This is a genomic window from Patescibacteria group bacterium, from assembly GCA_034659915.1.
In the GTDB taxonomy this organism is placed as follows: Bacteria; Patescibacteriota; WWE3; order JAUXAW01; family JAYEID01; genus JAYEID01.
Genome location: JAYEID010000013.1, coordinates 33,665 through 50,745, shown reverse-complemented (window position 1 = coordinate 50,745; position 17,081 = coordinate 33,665). Strand labels below are relative to the sequence as shown.

Sequence of the window (17,081 nt, the reverse complement as noted above, 5' to 3'; positions counted from 1 at the left end):
AATAACCTATCAATTAACAATAAACTAAAAGCAAATTTTTCTCTAAGCCCCAAACCACGCAGGGTTCGGGGTAAACGCGCTCAATCCTAAGCACGGCCTGCCCTGTACTCTATGTAGTACAAGGGCTCTTGAAAGCGTGTAGCACCGACGCGTTCCGCAACCGGAAACTTTCTACGGGCGAGGTGCCTGCTAAAGTTCTGCCATCAAGGTTATTCTTTGTTTACTCCTTCAATATCCAAACCCAAACCATTTAGCTCGCGAACCAAAAGCTTAAACGATTCCGGCAATGTTGGTTCTGGAACTTCTTGCCCCTGAATTAATGCCTTATACGCACGGCCGCGTCCAACTATATCATCAGATTTAATAGTCAACATTTCGTGTAACATATCCGCAGCACTATACGCCTCCAAAGCCCATACTTCCATCTCACCAAACCGTTGACCACCAAATTGAGCCTTACCCCCCAGTGGCTGCTGAGTAATAAGTGCATAAGGCCCGGTAGATCGGGCGTGTATCTTATCCTCAACCAAATGCTCTAATTTCAAAATATAGGAGTTACCAACCACTACCTTCTGCTCAAACGCCTCCCCTGTAAAACCATCGTAAAGGACCTGTTTACCATCTTTGGAAAGACCAGCAGCTTCAAGCTCCGCACGAAGTTGCTCAGGATCAAACTTAGAAAAAGGAGGTACAGCATATCTCTTACCTAATTTGGCTCCAGCTGCACCAAGATGAGTTTCAAGTAATTGACCAGTATTCATTCGAGAAATAACCGAGCAAGAACTCATAATAATATCAACAGGAGTACCATCCTCCAAATAAGGCATGTCTTCCTCAGGCCAAATTGCCGCAACTACACCTTTATTACCGTGTTTCCCAACTAATTTATCGCCCACAGCTAATTTCCTTCTTTGAGCAACTCTAACTTGAATTTTCCGCAACACCCCCGGCTCCAAATCAGAATTTTCATCAGTTAATACCTTTATTCCAACCACTGTACCATAATCCCCGTGAGGCATTCGTAACGAATTGTCCCGGACATCCCGCGCTCTTTCACCAAAAATAGATCGGAGCAACCTCTCTTCTGCCGAAAGTTCACTTTCTCCTTTAGGCGCAATCTTTCCTACCAAAATATCTCCCGATTTAACTTCTGAACCAACAGCAACAATGCCGTCCTCCCCCAAGTTTCGAAGTGCCTCCTCTGAAACATTTGGGATATCCCGAGTTACCTGTTCTGGTCCCAACTTGGTCTCTAAAACTGAAGTTTCGTATTCTGAAATATGAATAGAGGTAAGAACATCTTCTTCCACCAACCGTCTTGAAACAACAAAAGCATCTTCGTAGTTTAGCCCTTTAAAAGAAACATACGCAATTTTCAAATTAGTACCCAAAGCCAAATCCCCATAGTCAGTTGAGGACCCATCTGCAAGAAGGTCACCTTTTTTAACTTTATCACCAACAGAAACCCGGGGCACCTGATTTAGACAGGTGTCGTTATTTGATTTTTTAAATTTGGTAAGTTCGTACTCTTCAATGCCGTCTTTGGTCTGCACCTTAATTTGCTTGGAGTCTACATAAATCACCTTTCCCTTACTTTGAGCTATAACCATAGCACCTGAATTTAACGCTAGGTCTTTCTCTAATCCAGTACCAACAATGGGAGACTCAGGCTTAATCAGAGGAACAGCCTGACGTGACATATTGGAAGCCATTAAGGCCCGGTTGGGATCGTCGTGCGACAAAAAAGGCACACTAGAAGCAGCAGCTCCAACTAACTGGGTAGGTGTTACATCAATATACTCTACTGGTTCTCTGGAACCAGAGAAAAATCTGCCTTCTTTTCGCAACGGAACGCGCTCAGACACAATATAGCCATTCTCATCTAAATCCACAGATGCACTAGTAATAAAGTGTTCTTCTTCCTCCCAAGAAGGTAGGTATTCAATTTCTTCCGTAACCTTCATTCCTTTTTCATCTTCAATTACTTTCCGGTAAGGTGCCTCCAGAAAACCAAGTTCGTTTATTCTTGCATACAAAGCCATGTGAGTAGTAAAACCAATATTGGCACCTTCCGGAGTTTCAATGGGGCAAATTCTCCCATAATGCGAGGGGTGCACATCCCGGACAGAAATAGAAGCACTCCGCTGAGTAAGACCACCGGGACCTTTTACTGTAAGGCGTCTAAGGTGAGAAAGAAAGGCTAAAGGATTATTTTGATCGTGGAACTGAGCCAATTGGCTTGAAGCATAAAAACTAAGAATCCGAGCACTTACCGGGCGAGCTGAAATAAGCTTTTTTGGAGAAGGAAACTCACCTCGAGGCTGTATACTCATCCTTCCCTGAATATTTCTAGACATTTGCAAGAATCCAGTCCGAAGTTGGGCTTGGGCTAGCTCTCCAATTCTCTTCACTCGTCTATTACTAAGGTGATCAGTATCAATATAATCACCCTCACCATTGTTTAACCGAATCATTCTCCTAACAATCTGAATAAGATCCTCTTTTGTCAAAAGCCGATAGCGGTCATTATCCAACGGATAATCAAGTCCCAAACGCTGGTTAAGCAAAAACCGTCCTGGAGCTCCCAAATCAAACCGTTGCGGATCCCTAAACATCTGCGTAAACAAATCTTCAGCATTTTTCAAAATCACCCGCTCACCAGGGCGAACTTTTCTAAACAACTCCAAAATTGCTTCTTCATAATTGGGGGTTTCGTCAGCCTCCAATGTTGTGGGAATAAACTTGCGGTTTGGATCCGTATCTACGTCATCAAAAATCTCTAGCATTTCCTTATCATTGCCCACACCAAAAGCGCGAAGTAGCGTAGTTACCGGAAATTTCCGACTTCTATTAATAGAAACAACAAGCTCATCTCTTTTATAAGTTGAAAATTCTAACCAAGCACCGTTTTTGGGTATCACCTTAACTGTAGTTAGATTATTACCTGTGGAAGGGTCGATCTCTCCTGAAAAATGTACGCCCTCCGAACGTGTAAGCTGTCCCACAACCACGCGCTGTACACCATTAATAATAAAAGTCCCTCGTTCCGTCATTTCAGGAAAATCTCCCATAAAAATGTCTTTTTTCTTTTCTTTCCCACTTTCTTCTTCAACCAACCTTGCAGTTAAGTACCAAGGAGAGGAGTAAACAAGACCCCGTTTCATTGCTTCCTGCGCAGTAACTTCCGGTTCTTCAAACCTTGGGTCTTCAAAATAAAGCTTCCACCCACGCCCAGTTTGGTCCTCAATAGGATTAATTTCTTCCAATATTTCTGCAATTCCTTCTCCCTTAAACCAGGAAAAAGAATCCTGTTGGTGCGAAGTTAAATCTGGAAGGGGCAAGATACTTCTTTTTTGGTCAAAATAATGCCGCATAAAGTAGAGGAGTTTCTGTCTAAAATAATTCCAAAATTATTTCTAAGGTAAACAATAAAAAAGCAAGCGCAAATCAGGTTTGCGCCCGTCTGGCCACCTATTAAACATCAATATTTACCTTAGCTCAGCAAGGAATAACCTTTAGCCGCTCAAGTACTTTAACACCTTCTGCTGGTGCTCGTCAAGGGTTTTAGAGTAGTGCGTATTTCCCTCTTTATCAGAAAGATAAAACCAATACGGAGATTTTTCGTAATTAACCACTGCCTTTATAGAATCAATGCCCGGATTGCAAATTGGAGCGGGAGGAAGACCTTTATGTTTTCGAGTATTATAGGGATCATCTAATGCCAAATCAGTCTTAGTTAGTTGATTTGGCCACCAATTCTCACACTCCAAACTACCCTCACCACACCTAACATTCGCCACCGCGTATTGAACAGTCGCATCTGCTTCCAAGGGCCAATTATTTTGCAACCTCTTAATCAAAATACCCGCAACTTTGGAACGGTCTTCAGCAGAAGGTACTTCTCTTTCCACTACAGAAGCCAAAACAATCACTTCTGGAAAGGACAAACCTGTCTCTTTGGCATCTTCTCTAAGATCCTCTCCAACTTTCTCCGCAAAAGTTTTACGCATTAGATCTACCAGCTCTTTTGTACTAGTATCTCTTGGAATACGGTACGTATCTGGAAATAAATAACCTTCTTCGCCTTGGGTCAAAGCCAAAAACTCATCACCAGAAATATTCTCCAATCCTCGAGCACGTGGGTCCTTTTGTAAGTACTCTGCCATTTGCTCCCGACGCCACCCTTCCAAAAAAGTGAGGTTAATATCAAATGTACCATGCTGCAATAGCTCAACCACCTCTTTCAAGTTTAAGTCAGCAGGAATTTGATACTCGCCAGCCTGTAATTTTGCGCTCCCGTGATTAAGCTTGACATAAATTATAAAAAGAACTTCGGAATTAATAACACCCTGATCACTTAAAAGTGTTGCAATCTCAGAAATTCCCATCCCGGGTTCAATAATTATAGTCTTAGGAGTATCTATTTGCGCTTCCCGATTTAAGGCAAATTTATAATAAGCACGAGCCCCAAAAAACAAAATGGGAAGTAAAAAGAGGAAGAAGATTGTAACTTTTAAAAACTTAGACATTCTTTTTTTTTCTACCAGCACATCCTATCATACCCAATTGAAAACCAAAAGATTAAATACGCAAGGTAGACAATCAACATCCCAACCCAATACTACTCAGTAACCTGACTTTATTATACCAAAGCCAAATTTCTTCTATAGGAAAACCGCTACCACCACTTAAAAATTGGGGCGTTTCTTGTTAAAATTTAAAAGCAATGGCTAAAAACTATTATGACATTTTAGGCGTGTCAAAAAATGCAAATCAAGAGGAAATAAAGAAAGCTTACCGGGAAAAGGCTAAGAAGTATCACCCAGATGCAAAATCTAGTGAGAAGGACGAAGAACGCTTCAAAAAGATAAACGAAGCTTACCAAGTTTTGTCAGATCCTAAAAAGAAACAAGCCTATGACCAGTTTGGCGATGCGGCTTTTTCGGAAACCGGAGGTTTTGGACAAGGATTTGGCGGCGGCGGGCCCTTTGGGTTTGGTCAAACCTCAGGGGGCAGACGGCAAGGGCCGTTTACTTACACCTATACCAGCGGCGGAGAGGATATTGATTTTGAAGATCTTTTCGGGGACGCATTTTCAACTTTTTTTGGCGGTGGGTCTCCCTTTAGCGGGTTCCGTCGTAAAAGAAAGGGAAAAGACCTACGTGCGGAAATCACTATAGATTTTCCCAAGGCTGTAAAAGGAACTCAGGAGAAAATTAATTACAACGGGCGGGAGATAAAAATCCGAATTCCCGAAGGAGCACGGGATGGGTTGGAACTAAAATTTGCCGGGGCGGGCGGACAAGCACGGGATAGAGAAGGTCACAAACTCCCGCAAGGCGACCTTTATGTGCGTGTAAGAGTACAAACACCACCCGGAATCACATTACGAGGGTCGGACATCTATATTGAAAAGGAAACTTCAGCAATTGACGCTATGCTGGGAACCGAAGTCCCGGTCAAGGTCGTTGACCCCCAAAAGCCTAACGCCGTGGAAATATCCAAACTAAAAATTCCTGCCGGCACCCAACCTGGAGATGTTTTTCGCCTTAGAGGAAAAGGTATGCCTTATCTTCACGGACGGGGTAGGGGGGACGCTTATGTAAAAATAAATATTAGAATTCCAAAAAGCTTATCGAAAAAAGAACGAGATTTGTTAAAAAAACTGAGGAAATCCTAAGCAGCTTGCCAGAGAATTACTACAGAAGAAACATTACTAGTTAGTTAATAGGTGTTGGTATAACAAAATTGTGCGGAAAGGAGGAAAATAGAAATTGGTAACACGAGACTCGTAACTAGTAACAACCCATTTTAACTCTTAACCTGTAACAAGTTACCAGTTACTAATTCTTAATCAAATTACCTCAATAACATCTCCTACTTTAATGTTTTTGAACTGGGGCTTGAGGTAAAGGCCAACTTCCTGACCTTTCACTGCTTTTTCAACTTCCTCCCTTTTACTCTCTATAGATTTAATTCGCGCTTTATGAACTTCATCAGCATCTCTAGTAATCTTTACTCGGTCTCCCACCTCCATCGAACCAGCTAAGAGTCTGGAACCAGCTATCTTGTCATCAGAAAGGGGGAGAGTAAAAACCTTAATAACCTGACCCATACCCGGAAGCTGACCTTCATATTCCCTTTTCTTTTCCTCAAGCAGGTCGTTAACTCTTTCAATCAACTTATAAATAATATTGAACTTTGCCACTGGAACACCCAACTCCTCCGCAAGATTCTCCGCACCTAAGGAAAAACTGGTGTTAAAAGCAAGAACATATGCATCAGAATCCGCAGCCAAGCGAATATCATTTTCCGTAATACTTCCCACTCCACAGTGTACAATCTGCGTTTTAAAATCTCCCATGCTAATATTTTCTACCGAAGCTTCTACCGCTTGTGCTGTTCCCACCGCATCTGCTTTAAGCACCAAATTTAGGGTCTTTTCATCCTTCTTATTTAAATCAATCAGCATCTTTCTCCTCCCCTTCTCGTGCTGCACCTTCTCTTCCGAAACTGGACTTCCTACTGTAGGTACATCTTTAAAACCCAACACCTCCACGGGATCAGCAGGCATCGCTTTTTCCACACCTTCTTTACCTAGAAACATTGCTTTAACCTTAGCTTCTGTTTCACCAGCATAAACTACCATACTTTTCTTCAACATCCCTTCTCGCACCAGCACAGTTGCTACTGGTCCACAACGAGGGTCTAAATGCGATTCAACAATTACACCATCAAAGGGAGCTTCAATATCAGCCACTAACCCAGTAGTTTCTGCCCAAAGCAAGATCATTTCCAAAAGCTCCTCCACACCCTTTCCACTTATAGCAGAAGTTTCAATAATTGTTGTAGTACCGCCCCAATCTTCAGGATTCAATCCAAGTTCAGTGAGTTCTTGTTTTACTTCCTCTGGTCGAGCGTGATCTAAATCTATTTTGTTCAATGCGACCATTATTTCTACACCTGCTTCCCGCGCAAATTGAACAGCCTCCTTAGTCTGAGGTTGGACACCGTCATCTGCTGCTACCACAAGAATGACAAGATCAGCAATTTGTCCACCGCGAGACCGCATTTTCGAAAAAGCAGCATGCCCAGGAGTATCAATAAAAGTAATTTTCTTCTCTTCTCCCTCAAATTCTGTAGTTACTTGGTATGCATTAGTGTGTTGAGAAATACCACCAAACTCTTTGAGAGTTAGATCTTGATCTTTAATTCTTGACAAAAGAGAGGTTTTGCCATGGTCTACATGGCCAAGAAGAGTAACCACAGGGGGACGCGGAACCAAATTTTTGGCGGGGCTTTCTTCTGACATTTGATTTTGCTAACGTATTTACAATTCACAACAATTTCTTAAAATTGACCTAATTAATCCTGCCTAATTTAACTTTTTTACCTGTGTCCAAAAAGGTTTATTCCTTACCTGGTTTAATTTTCCTGCTTTTCCACATCTTTTTCCTTTTCCTCCTCGTCCTCCGGTTCCCTTTCCTCCTCAACACCTTCTTCCTCTATTTCCTCTTCAAGCACATTTTCACTATCCTCATCTTCACTTTCTTTATCCTCTTCCCCCGCTTCCTCTAAATCTGCTGTTTCTAAAGCTTTCACAATTTTCTCAATAGATTTAGCCCCAATTCCCTCCATTTCACTTAACTCCTCCTCGGACAGAGAAGCTAATTCTTCGACTGTAGAAAACCCTGCTTCCTCCAAACAATTTTCCACTCGAGTAGGAAGGTCCAACACCTCTAAACTTGTAGCACCTTCAACACCACTACCCAACGGCTGGCCCTCAGGACCACGAATATCAATACGCCAACCTGTTAATTTAGCGGCTAACCTCACATTTTGACCACCTTTACCAATTGCCAAAGATAGCTGGTCCTCTGGAACAGAAACGGTTGCTGTTTCTGTTTCTTCATCCAAAACTACACTTGTTACATCTGCCGGAGAAAGGGCATTAGCAATAAACCGGGCTGGATCTGCACTATACTCAATAATATCAATCTTCTCATGACCTAATTCCCTAATCACAGATTGAACACGTACGCCTTTTTGACCTACCAAAGAACCTACAGGATCCACATTTTTACTTGCAGAAGAAGCTGCAATCTTGGTCCTTTGCCCTGCTTCTCTCGCCACTGCCTCTATCACTACCGTACCGGAATCTATTTCTGGAACTTCCAATACAAAAAGCTGTTTCACAAACTCAGGTCTAGATCTAGAAACTATTACTTCAGGACCTCGCGGACCTTCGCGCACCTCAGCTACCAAAACCTTGAGCTGCTGGTTCAAAGAATAATTCTCGCCCGGAACCTGCTCTCCCGGAGGCATAATTCCCTGAGTACGCTCCAGATCCAAAACAACTACACCTTTATCCTTCCTAAAAATATAACCATTCACAATAGCACCTATTTTTTTCTCATATTCCCCTGCTAAAGCCTCCTTCTCTGCCTCGCGAACTCTCTGAAAAATAATTTGCTTTGCTGTCTGAGCTGCAATGCGTCCAAACCCCGAAGGTGTCACATCATCACCCTCCTTCAAAATACGTGCCTCACCTGTTTCCGGATCCAATTTAACTTCAAAGGATTCGGACTCACTTTCCACCTCGGGATGATCTTTAAGATAAGCTGTAAGAAGGGCTTCTTCTACCGCTTCTAATACTTTTTCTGGCTCTAAACCTCGTTCAGCACAAACTTGGTTCAATGCTGCTGAAAATTCCGTTTGGATCATAATAAAATTGCCTTTCTAGGAAAAGATGATAACACAGGCAGATGTTTACAGCAATGGTCTCGGTAAAACCCGAACTCTGTTAATACAAAAATTAAGACGGACTTCAATTTCTAAATTTCAAATTCAAAATTTTAAGTACTAAAGTATAGAAGCCGGAAGCTAAAAACAGGAAACAGATAAAAGGGCTTTGGGAAGGTGTTTCAACAAAAACTGTTGAGAAACTTAGGGGTTTGCTAACCTCTCTAACTAACCAACCTTATCAATCTCTTCTTTCCCTAAAATAAATTTGTAGAAAATAAAAACTACTAATGCAATAATTAGAAAATCAATAACTGAACCCAAAAAGCTGCCGATAGATAACTGAACCGGACCAATCTTTAGCACCGCTTCCCGCCAGCCACCACCAGGGATCAAAACCTCAACAATAGGCATAATTATATCTTCAGCTAAAGAAGTAGAAAGGTCCCGCACAGCCCCACCAACAACAACAGCTATACCCAACCCAATAATCTTATACTCCTTTAGAAAGGAGAAGAACTCGCTAAGGAATTTATTGTTTTTCTTAAATTCTTTGATACTTTCCATTTCCGGGTTGAATAGAAATACAAACACGCCGCAATCTGCGTGGGCCGTCTAACTCCACAAGAAAAATATTTTGCCAAGTACCGCGTACAAGCTCACCTTCGGAAATTGGTAAAACACGAGACTGTCCAATAAACCCTGCCAATAAATGCGCTGAGGCGTTGTCATCAATACAATCATGTTTCCAGCCTTCTTTCTCTGCTAAGTTCTTAAAGAACTTAACAAAGTCCTGCTTCAATCCGCTTTCATTTTCTTCCAAAATTATTGCTGCTGTGGCGTGGGCACAAAAACAAGACACAGACCTTCTTCTACACCAGCATTAACAACGACCTCCTCTACCTCCGAAGTTATGTCTATTAGCTGGTACTTTCGATTTGTCTCAAACTCTAGTTCCTTCACAAATTTATTTTAACACAGTTGTCTTCGCATTATACTAATTTTCCATACTAAAAGCCAAACTACTAAAAAACAGGTTATTTGCTATGATAAAAATGATGAAACCAAAATATCTGTCACTTTCCAAAAAGGATTGGAAGCATAAAATTGAAAGGGGACAAGAATTATTAGCTCCATGCCAAATTTGTCCTTGGGAATGTGGAGTTAGCCGGACCGATAAAAACGCACCTACCGGGATCTGTGGTATGAGGGAAGCTCCAGTAATATCTTCTGCTCACCCCCACTTTGGTGAGGAAAAATGTCTTGTGGGTCACAACGGTTCCGGAACCATTTTCTTCACTTCTTGTAACCTCTCCTGTGTGTACTGCCAAAACTTTAGGATTTCTCAACAAAGAATGGGGCAAGTTATCACTATTCAAGAATTAGCACAAACAATGCTCAAGTTACAAAAACAAGGCTGTCACAATATCAACCTCGTCTCCCCCTCCATCTGGGTGCCCCAAATTTTGAAAGCGCTTTCACTTGCGAAAAAAGATGGCTTAAATCTCCCTCTCGTCTACAACACAGGAGGCTACGACCGTCCTGAAACACTAAAACTGTTGGAAGGGGTTATCGCTATTTACATGCCAGATATCAAATATTCGGAAAATAAAATGGGGGAAAAATATTCGGGAGTACCAGATTATTGGGACACAGCACGCAAAGCTATAAAGGAAATGCACCATCAAGCGGGAGACCTAAAAATAAATGATGAAGGAATTGCTAAAAAAGGTCTTTTGGTCCGGCACTTAATCTTACCCAACAATATTGCAGGAACAAAGCAAGTGATGAACTTCCTCGCCAAAAAAATTTCGAAAAATACTTACGTAAATATTATGGACCAGTATCGCCCCACACACAATGCATCCAATTACCCCAAACTTTCTCGCACAATTACTAAGGAAGAGTTTAAAAACGCGGTACAAAAGGCACGAGAGGTAGGCCTTTGGCGCTTTGATCACTTAACATAAGGAGTCCTGCGCTGTAGAAACAGCGGGATTATCTTTGATGAAAAAACGAAGCGGTTTTTCCGACCACTCTTCGGCGTAATCTACACCAACTCTTTTTGCGGAAGAAATTTCGAAATTTCCGTGGTCTAAATCCTCCGCCGCAAGAGACGCCCCTGGGGCTTCTCTGGCCGCAGCCCCATGGGCTGGGGAACCCGCCTTGCCGGCAAGCAGGTACGGCGAAGATCGCGGCTCATGGGAAATCCACAACCCCTCCCCCTTGGTCAAATCCCAACCGTTGAAGCTTTTATCAATATTAAGCCACTTTGTCAGTTTACCCGGACCGGAAGCAATGCGTTTACCAAATTCACCACCAAGGGGTTCAAGTGCTCGAACCAAAACAGCTTCTCCCGGAGCCTCAGTCACAATATTAAACATATAATGAATTCCGTAAACCAAATAAACATAAGCATGCCCCGCCGGTCCAAACATTACCTCCGTTCTTTCTGTCTTCCCTCTGAAGGAATGGCAAGCCTTATCCTCCGGTCCTAAATAAGCCTCCGTCTCTACGATTATTCCTTTCTTGTTTATTTCATTCTCAACTTCGGTGGCACGTGACCCACTCTCCGTGGGCTTTACGTGGCGAACCAAAACCTTTCCCAAAAGGTTTTTAGCAATACTCGTAGTCTTTCCCTTATAAAAACTTCGTGCGACAACAGACATTTTTACCTAATAAGATTTAGAACATCATCTTTGGAACCGGGTTTACCCTCTGAACCCAAAAGCCATAAAGCCCTGTCAAAAACCAACCAACTTTCACCGGCGTTTTTACACGCGGAGCCCCAAAGTTCTTTTACCCTATTCACATTTGCCCCTGTCATCTCAGCATTATTCACAAAACCTAATAAATAAGCAATGCGTACATCATGTATATCCACTGGAGGCAGCAACTCCTCAACGTCATCATATTCATAACCAAAGGTATTAACCATAGCCCGAACAAAAAAATTACCAATCTTGGGCCCAAACCCGCGAAACTCCTTAACCCTTCCCAGCACCTTAACTGCCTGGCCGTAGCTTTCAAAAATTATTCGGGGATCCCCAGAATATTCTTCAAGAAGTTTCAAAGAGTTTACTTTATAGCGCCGGGCTGCTTCGTTGCTATAACGAGGAGACAACTTATCAAGTAATTCCCTCAATTCTTCGTTATCCAAACTGGAAATATAATAAGGGCTGAACGCACGTGAATTCTCTTCAACCAAACTCCTCGCATTAGCATACAACCTCTGCGACCTTGTTGCGTAATCCAACTGAATTACATAAAAAAGGAAAAGTGCTTTGGACAAAGCACTAGCATTGGAAGGTAAGTGATCCTCTGCATTAACCTTATCCATAAAAACACCCTCTCCTTGTTCATAGCTAAAAACTACTTTTTGAACAAATTCTTCCGGAGTCATGCTGAAATACTACCACAAGATCCTAGTGTCCTATTACAAAAATAGAAATCCTTTAATAAAACGTCCATGATAAAACATCCATATCTTCTCCAGACTTCTAATTCGTAGCTCCCCAGCTAGTGTATCAATAAACTAAATTAATGGTATACCACCCCGCAGCTCTTCTACAAGCGTCGAGCTACCTCATCGCAAAACTTATTATTTGCCCGCATACGATTGCTATAACGAGAAAGAGTTGTCGAACTCATTTTTAGCTTCTTTCCGATTTCACCATAAGATTGTTTTTTCGCAAGGCACTTGAGCGCTTGCCATCTTTTGGCAAAAATAATTACTTCAGCAGATGTTAAATAATGTGCAAGAAAGTTTTTGGCTGCTTCAGCATCTTCAAAGGACGCAAAAAGATCCCAAAGCTCCTTAATAAATTTTTCTTTTTGCTCTCCTTTTAAACCATATCGAGATATTTTCGTCACAAAAGTCACACCCCCTTCGGTATATCAATACACTAAATTAATGAAACAACACCCTTCTCATCTATCCTCCCAATTCCTTCCAAGTATGTTTTCTCTCTCCTCATCAGTAACGGGAAAATAAGCACCGGGTATATTTTGGTAATATTCGCGCACACAATCACCCAACAAATTCTCTGGTACGCTGTTCTTGGTCATCAGTAAAATTACGTTTACCATATATTCGGGAATATAATCCTCACGCTCTTTATCAAACCACAAGAGCCTAAACCCAAACAATTTTTCCACTAACTCATTTGCCAAAACTCCTGTTGATTCCAGCGAAAACACTCTCTTTTCTGGCTTTCTACATTTCTTTTCACCTTCTTTAAAGGCACAAGTTTTGTTGCCGCAGCCGTGGCAAGGACCCGCTGACAAGAAAAAACCTCCCAACTGTTCCCTTAAAAAATAACCCACATTTGCAATTTTTCTTTCCATTAGCGCCTTAACGAAATTCCAGCGGATATAAAAACTTGCGCGGGCCACTTTTGGCGGGTAGTAACGAGTATAAAGGCGAGAATAAATTGCTTGTGCATAAGGAAATTTCTTTTTAATTTGTTGAAAATCCGGAGAATACGGCGGACAGCCACCACCTTTGCCGAAAAGAGCACAGCCTGTTTTACATGCCTCTACTGTTACTTTTTTATCATAGGGAACATTGCCAGAACTAATTTCTCCATAACCCACTTCCAAAGGATAAATATTTCCCGTGGAAGTTTTGTAAAAAACCCAAAAAGGATTTCCCTCTTCCGTAAAAAAAAGACAGAGCTTGTTGCGAAGTTTTTAAATTCATAAGTAAATAACTAACAGGATGCCAATCCACCAGCTCGCCTTGCACCGGTGTCGACACAAGTCGCGAAGCGGGCTAGCGAACTAAACTAATAATACATCAAAATTGAAAGGGGGCAGTTATTTGAGATTACCAATCGGCATAACGTAAAGAGGTTCGTGTTCTGCAGGAATTTGGAGAAGTTCAACAATCCGTTCACCATCAAATGCACCAACCACTACAGTACCCAAACCTAAAGTCTCAACTTGTAAATAAACATTCTGAGCAGCATGCCCTGCTTCCATATGTACATACTGCCTTCCCCGCTCACCATATTTATTAGTCACGCGCGAATATTTCGCTGTTATGACTAACGAGATAGGAGCATCGGCAATAAAAGATTGGCCCAAAGCAGCCGCTGCCAAATCGCGAGCTAAGTCTTTTTGCCCAATCTTTTCTACTGAATGCTCAAGAGGTAAGTAATGATAAACTCCGGCTTGGTAACCAGAAACCCCACCACTCTTAGCCACCATGTAAACTTCCAAAGGGTACAAAGCTCCAGCCGAAGGAGCTGCTCGGTGTCCCGAACTTTCACCAGTTATGCCTTGCACTGCCCAAAGAATTTGGGAAATTTGTCCCGCACTCAATGGTTGGGAAGTAAACTCTCGCCGCGAACGCCTTTTTGCAATAGCTTCCTCTACTGAAATTTCGCTTGAGGTTCGCGGATCAGGAAGCTTTATCTTTTCAGAATTCTTTTGTTTCATTTCAGAACTTAATGAAACACTATCTACTATATCGTCAGCACTATCGTCTTTAACAATACCCCTATTTCTCAAAGCAACAAACACAGAACCCCCCAAAAAAGCTAAGGCAATTAAAAATACCAGCCACAGAGACACCTTCACAAATTTATTTTAACATAAGCCCTCGGATAAAATTCAGCCACAGTTCTGGTGTTTTCTTAGAATAGCCGCCAGCAAAAAGTACAGCCAGATTCCGAAACTCATTAAACCGTTTTCCAATCTTAAAGTAATCATCCTCTTCCAAACCCAACTGAGTTAAAGGATCTTCCTTATAAGTATCCACTCCCAAAATAAGAAACGTCAAATCCGGCTGATATTCTCCCCGTAACGGTAAAACACTGTCCAACTCTTCTAGATACCTAGACCCCGTTGCTCCGGGAGAAAGTGGGACATTAAGATTGAAGCCCTTACCCTCTCCTTGTCCACGTTGGTGAGCAAACCCAGTTCCAGGATATAAAGTGTGTGGATCTTGATGCAGTGAAATATTAAAAACCGCAGGATCGCTATAAAAAATTTCTTGGGTACCATTTCCTGCATGTGCATCCAAATCAAAAACCATTGCTTTTTCAATAACACTTTCTTGTTGCAACTTTCGAATTGCAATTGCGTGATCAGCAAAGATACAAAAACCCCCACCGCGAGCTGTCTTTGCATGGTGCCAACCTCCAAGAGGATTAATAACTTTCTCACCAGAAAGAGCTAAACGAGCAGCAAGAATCGAACCCCCCACAGAATAGTAAGCAGCTTCCAAAACACCTGAATAAAGTGGGGTATCAGGAGAAAGGCTCCCTCCTTCTTGATACAATTTCTTAACCCCATCCAAATAACCTTGTACATGAACAAGAAGAACATCGCTATCACTAGCTTTTTCCGGTTCCGCTAGATCATACCTAAGCCCAGCTTCATCAATCAGATCAAGAAAAACTCGTCCCCGTTCCGGCCAAAAAGGATGATTAGGACCAAACTTATATTTTAAATATTCCTCGGACCAAACAATCTTTAGCATCTTACTCTTTCTCAACTAAACTGTACCCTTGCCAAAACTCATAAAACAGGCTGCAAACCCTTTCCCCAAAGCAGCTCCTTCACTGGAGCATCCAACTAAATAAGTAGATTTATATGTAACTCCTTAATCCTAGCAAATCTAACTCCTGTGACAAAAGTGCATAAACCCGTTTTATCTAGTAAGATAAGGAGCACGCGCACCCAAACACGCCCTAAAAATACGACTTGGAGGAAATGTGATTGACCTAAAAAAGCTACCAGGTACACGAGCACGCCTAATAAAACTTTGCGAAGAGTGTATAAAACTCTCAAAAACAAAAGAAAGGAGAAAGAAAAGCCTGCAAATCCAGTGTCGTTTATATTACTCAGGCAAAATTCGAGAAGAAGACTTTAAGTTCCTAGCCCATTGGGCAGCTCTTCAACGACCACTAGAAAGTCTTAGAAGGGGGCCCCGCTAATCATCAACAACACTAAATTGAAAGTGGGGCCCCTTTCTACCTAAATTCCATGGGAAAGGCGCCTTTGCAGAGGGTTGGGAAACCCAAGGCTACGCATTTCTTTTTGAACACTTTGGATATCATATGTAACTCGCTTAAAAATCAACTTGTCAGAATCCAAATCTAGCAAAGCATAACTAGCTCTGGGATCTCCGTCTCGAGGTTGACCGACACTACCTGGGTTTACAATATACTGTGAGTCTGAGTCCAATTTAATGTCGGCTGTTCTCAATTTCTTAATATTGTTATCTGAATTTTCATAAACTGTAGGAACATGGGTGTGCCCTACTAACGTAATAAAAGTACTTAAATAGCCCACATTAGCTTTAACTGAATATTCACCCCTGATGTACTCAGTTAGAGGTTTTCGGGGACTGCCGTGAACAAGTGTAAGCTGATTATCAATTACACGTGTTAAAGGCAGTTTCTTTAAAAACAACCAAGTCTTTCTGGAAAGCAACTTCTGAGTTATCTCAAGTGCGTCACGAGTAGCAGTATTGAACCATGAAAGGTCTATGTTCCCCAAAACAGCAGCATCGTGATTACCTTTCACAGCACGAATCTTGTGTTGCTGAATAGTTTCCACACACTTATTTGGTCTAGGTCCGTAACCAACAAAATCACCCAATACCAATACCTCATCAAAACTTGTTGCATTTTCAAAAACAGCCTTCAAAGCAGTATTATTGCCATGAATATCCGCAATCAAAAGATACTTCATAATATCTCGCCCGGACTTTTTAAATATTAATAAACTAATTTATTGTTAGGATGAAGTACGAGAATCTAAATAGCTCTGCAAAATGTAAGCAGCTGAAGTTGCATCTAAGTCTTTCCGCTTTTTTTTGCCCTGACCACTTCTAATTTTTCCCCACAAAGCTTGCTTAGAGGTAAGGGCCTCATTCCAAAAAACAACCTCCATCTCCCCATCCCTCCTCAGCATTTTTCCAAATTCTTTTATTTCCCTTGCTTGTTCAGTTTCGTTGCCTTCAGAATCTAACGGCACACCTACCACTACTTTATCAACACTTAGCTCCTCACAAAGATTAATCACCGCATCAACTGCTTCCGACTTATTCCTAACCACAAGAACCTTCAAAGGTGAAGCCACCTTACCACTGGAATAAGCTACTCCCATACGTCTTTTCCCCCAATCAATTCCTAGTAACACTGCTTATTTATTCTAACATGTGGCTTGAGTCTAAGATATACAACTACTTAAAAAATACTGTGGGGTTGACATTTATCATCATTAACTTTAAAATTAGGTTAGGTTTATCCTCATGTTGACCCTGCTCAATGTAAACATGCCTACCACACATTTATTTAAATCTGCTCTTACTCTTAATAAAGGAG

15 protein-coding genes and 1 pseudogene are annotated in these 17,081 nt (G+C 41.7%); 2 read left to right on the top strand and 14 right to left on the bottom strand.

Annotated elements, in window-relative coordinates; genetic code table 11:
- Positions 1-209 precede the first annotated feature (209 nt).
- Together U9M98_02035 and mltG are read right to left on the bottom strand one after the other, a co-directional pair.
- Positions 210-3,374 (bottom strand): DNA-directed RNA polymerase subunit beta, encoded by a 3,165-nt coding sequence (locus tag U9M98_02035; GenBank protein ID MEA2020476.1) that lies wholly within the window; start codon positions 3,372-3,374, stop codon positions 210-212.
- A 141-nt stretch (positions 3,375-3,515) separates the two neighbouring features.
- Positions 3,516-4,529 carry an endolytic transglycosylase MltG gene (gene mltG, locus U9M98_02030; protein ID MEA2020475.1) on the bottom strand — a complete coding sequence of 338 codons (1,014 nt, stop codon included), beginning with the start codon at positions 4,527-4,529 and terminating at the stop codon, positions 3,516-3,518.
- A 197-nt stretch (positions 4,530-4,726) separates the two neighbouring features.
- On the opposite strand from mltG, the gene U9M98_02025 reads away from it, so the two are divergent.
- On the top strand, positions 4,727-5,680 hold the full coding sequence (locus U9M98_02025) for a DnaJ C-terminal domain-containing protein (protein MEA2020474.1): 954 nt from the start codon (positions 4,727-4,729) through the stop codon (positions 5,678-5,680).
- A 174-nt stretch (positions 5,681-5,854) separates the two neighbouring features.
- On the opposite strand, the gene U9M98_02020 is transcribed toward U9M98_02025, so the two are convergent.
- The 4 genes and pseudogenes from U9M98_02020 to U9M98_02005 form a co-directional block, all read right to left on the bottom strand.
- Entirely contained in the window at positions 5,855-7,312 is a 1,458-nt protein-coding gene (locus U9M98_02020) for a GTP-binding protein (GenBank protein MEA2020473.1), read from the bottom strand.
- 113 nt (positions 7,313-7,425) lie between these two features.
- Positions 7,426-8,724, bottom strand: a complete 1,299-nt coding sequence (gene nusA, locus U9M98_02015) for a transcription termination factor NusA (protein MEA2020472.1) — start codon at positions 8,722-8,724, stop codon at positions 7,426-7,428.
- Between the two features lie 246 nt (positions 8,725-8,970).
- On the bottom strand, positions 8,971-9,309 hold the full coding sequence (locus U9M98_02010) for an MscL family protein (protein ID MEA2020471.1): 339 nt from the start codon (positions 9,307-9,309) through the stop codon (positions 8,971-8,973).
- A pseudogene (locus U9M98_02005) lies at positions 9,287-9,705 on the bottom strand (secondary thiamine-phosphate synthase enzyme YjbQ). The gene U9M98_02010 and the pseudogene U9M98_02005 overlap by 23 nt, the downstream one beginning before the upstream one ends.
- Positions 9,706-9,797: 92 nt before the next feature.
- Between U9M98_02005 and U9M98_02000 the strand changes: the two are divergent.
- Positions 9,798-10,712 (top strand): radical SAM protein, encoded by a 915-nt coding sequence (locus U9M98_02000; protein ID MEA2020470.1) that lies wholly within the window; start codon positions 9,798-9,800, stop codon positions 10,710-10,712.
- Here the strand turns inward: U9M98_02000 and U9M98_01995 are convergent.
- The 8 genes from U9M98_01995 to ruvX form a co-directional block, all read right to left on the bottom strand.
- A complete protein-coding gene (locus U9M98_01995; protein MEA2020469.1) occupies positions 10,704-11,411 on the bottom strand; it encodes a DNA-3-methyladenine glycosylase in 708 nt (235 codons plus the stop codon). The genes U9M98_02000 and U9M98_01995 overlap by 9 nt on opposite strands.
- 2 nt (positions 11,412-11,413) lie before the next feature.
- The gene (locus U9M98_01990; GenBank protein ID MEA2020468.1) at positions 11,414-12,145 is read right to left on the bottom strand and encodes a hypothetical protein; all 732 of its coding nucleotides are present in this window, start codon (positions 12,143-12,145) and stop codon (positions 11,414-11,416) included.
- A gap of 164 nt (positions 12,146-12,309) precedes the next feature.
- On the bottom strand, positions 12,310-12,615 hold the full coding sequence (locus U9M98_01985; protein ID MEA2020467.1) for a Trp family transcriptional regulator: 306 nt from the start codon (positions 12,613-12,615) through the stop codon (positions 12,310-12,312).
- A gap of 57 nt (positions 12,616-12,672) precedes the next feature.
- On the bottom strand, positions 12,673-13,338 hold the full coding sequence (locus U9M98_01980; protein ID MEA2020466.1) for a DUF2284 domain-containing protein: 666 nt from the start codon (positions 13,336-13,338) through the stop codon (positions 12,673-12,675).
- A 222-nt stretch (positions 13,339-13,560) separates the two neighbouring features.
- Positions 13,561-14,325, bottom strand: a complete 765-nt coding sequence (locus tag U9M98_01975; GenBank protein ID MEA2020465.1) for a SagB/ThcOx family dehydrogenase — start codon at positions 14,323-14,325, stop codon at positions 13,561-13,563.
- Between the two features lie 4 nt (positions 14,326-14,329).
- A complete protein-coding gene (locus tag U9M98_01970; protein ID MEA2020464.1) occupies positions 14,330-15,229 on the bottom strand; it encodes a histone deacetylase family protein in 900 nt (299 codons plus the stop codon).
- A gap of 497 nt (positions 15,230-15,726) precedes the next feature.
- Positions 15,727-16,446: a metallophosphoesterase family protein gene (locus U9M98_01965; GenBank protein ID MEA2020463.1), complete on the bottom strand. Its 720-nt coding sequence runs from the start codon at positions 16,444-16,446 to the stop codon at positions 15,727-15,729.
- A 45-nt stretch (positions 16,447-16,491) separates the two neighbouring features.
- On the bottom strand, positions 16,492-16,896 hold the full coding sequence (ruvX, locus tag U9M98_01960; GenBank protein MEA2020462.1) for a Holliday junction resolvase RuvX: 405 nt from the start codon (positions 16,894-16,896) through the stop codon (positions 16,492-16,494).
- Between the last annotated feature and the right edge of the window lie 185 nt (positions 16,897-17,081).

Coding starts and splice junctions, on each gene's coding strand:
- U9M98_02035 (MEA2020476.1), bottom strand. CDS start 3,374: ATGCGGCATTATTTTGACCAAAAAAGAAGTATCTTGCCCCTTCCAGAT.
- mltG (MEA2020475.1), bottom strand. CDS start 4,529: ATGTCTAAGTTTTTAAAAGTTACAATCTTCTTCCTCTTTTTACTTCCC.
- U9M98_02025 (MEA2020474.1), top strand. CDS start 4,727: ATGGCTAAAAACTATTATGACATTTTAGGCGTGTCAAAAAATGCAAAT.
- U9M98_02020 (MEA2020473.1), bottom strand. CDS start 7,312: ATGTCAGAAGAAAGCCCCGCCAAAAATTTGGTTCCGCGTCCCCCTGTG.
- nusA (MEA2020472.1), bottom strand. CDS start 8,724: ATGATCCAAACGGAATTTTCAGCAGCATTGAACCAAGTTTGTGCTGAA.
- U9M98_02010 (MEA2020471.1), bottom strand. CDS start 9,309: ATGGAAAGTATCAAAGAATTTAAGAAAAACAATAAATTCCTTAGCGAG.
- U9M98_02000 (MEA2020470.1), top strand. CDS start 9,798: ATGATGAAACCAAAATATCTGTCACTTTCCAAAAAGGATTGGAAGCAT.
- U9M98_01995 (MEA2020469.1), bottom strand. CDS start 11,411: ATGTCTGTTGTCGCACGAAGTTTTTATAAGGGAAAGACTACGAGTATT.
- U9M98_01990 (MEA2020468.1), bottom strand. CDS start 12,145: ATGACTCCGGAAGAATTTGTTCAAAAAGTAGTTTTTAGCTATGAACAA.
- U9M98_01970 (MEA2020464.1), bottom strand. CDS start 15,229: ATGCTAAAGATTGTTTGGTCCGAGGAATATTTAAAATATAAGTTTGGT.
- U9M98_01965 (MEA2020463.1), bottom strand. CDS start 16,446: ATGAAGTATCTTTTGATTGCGGATATTCATGGCAATAATACTGCTTTG.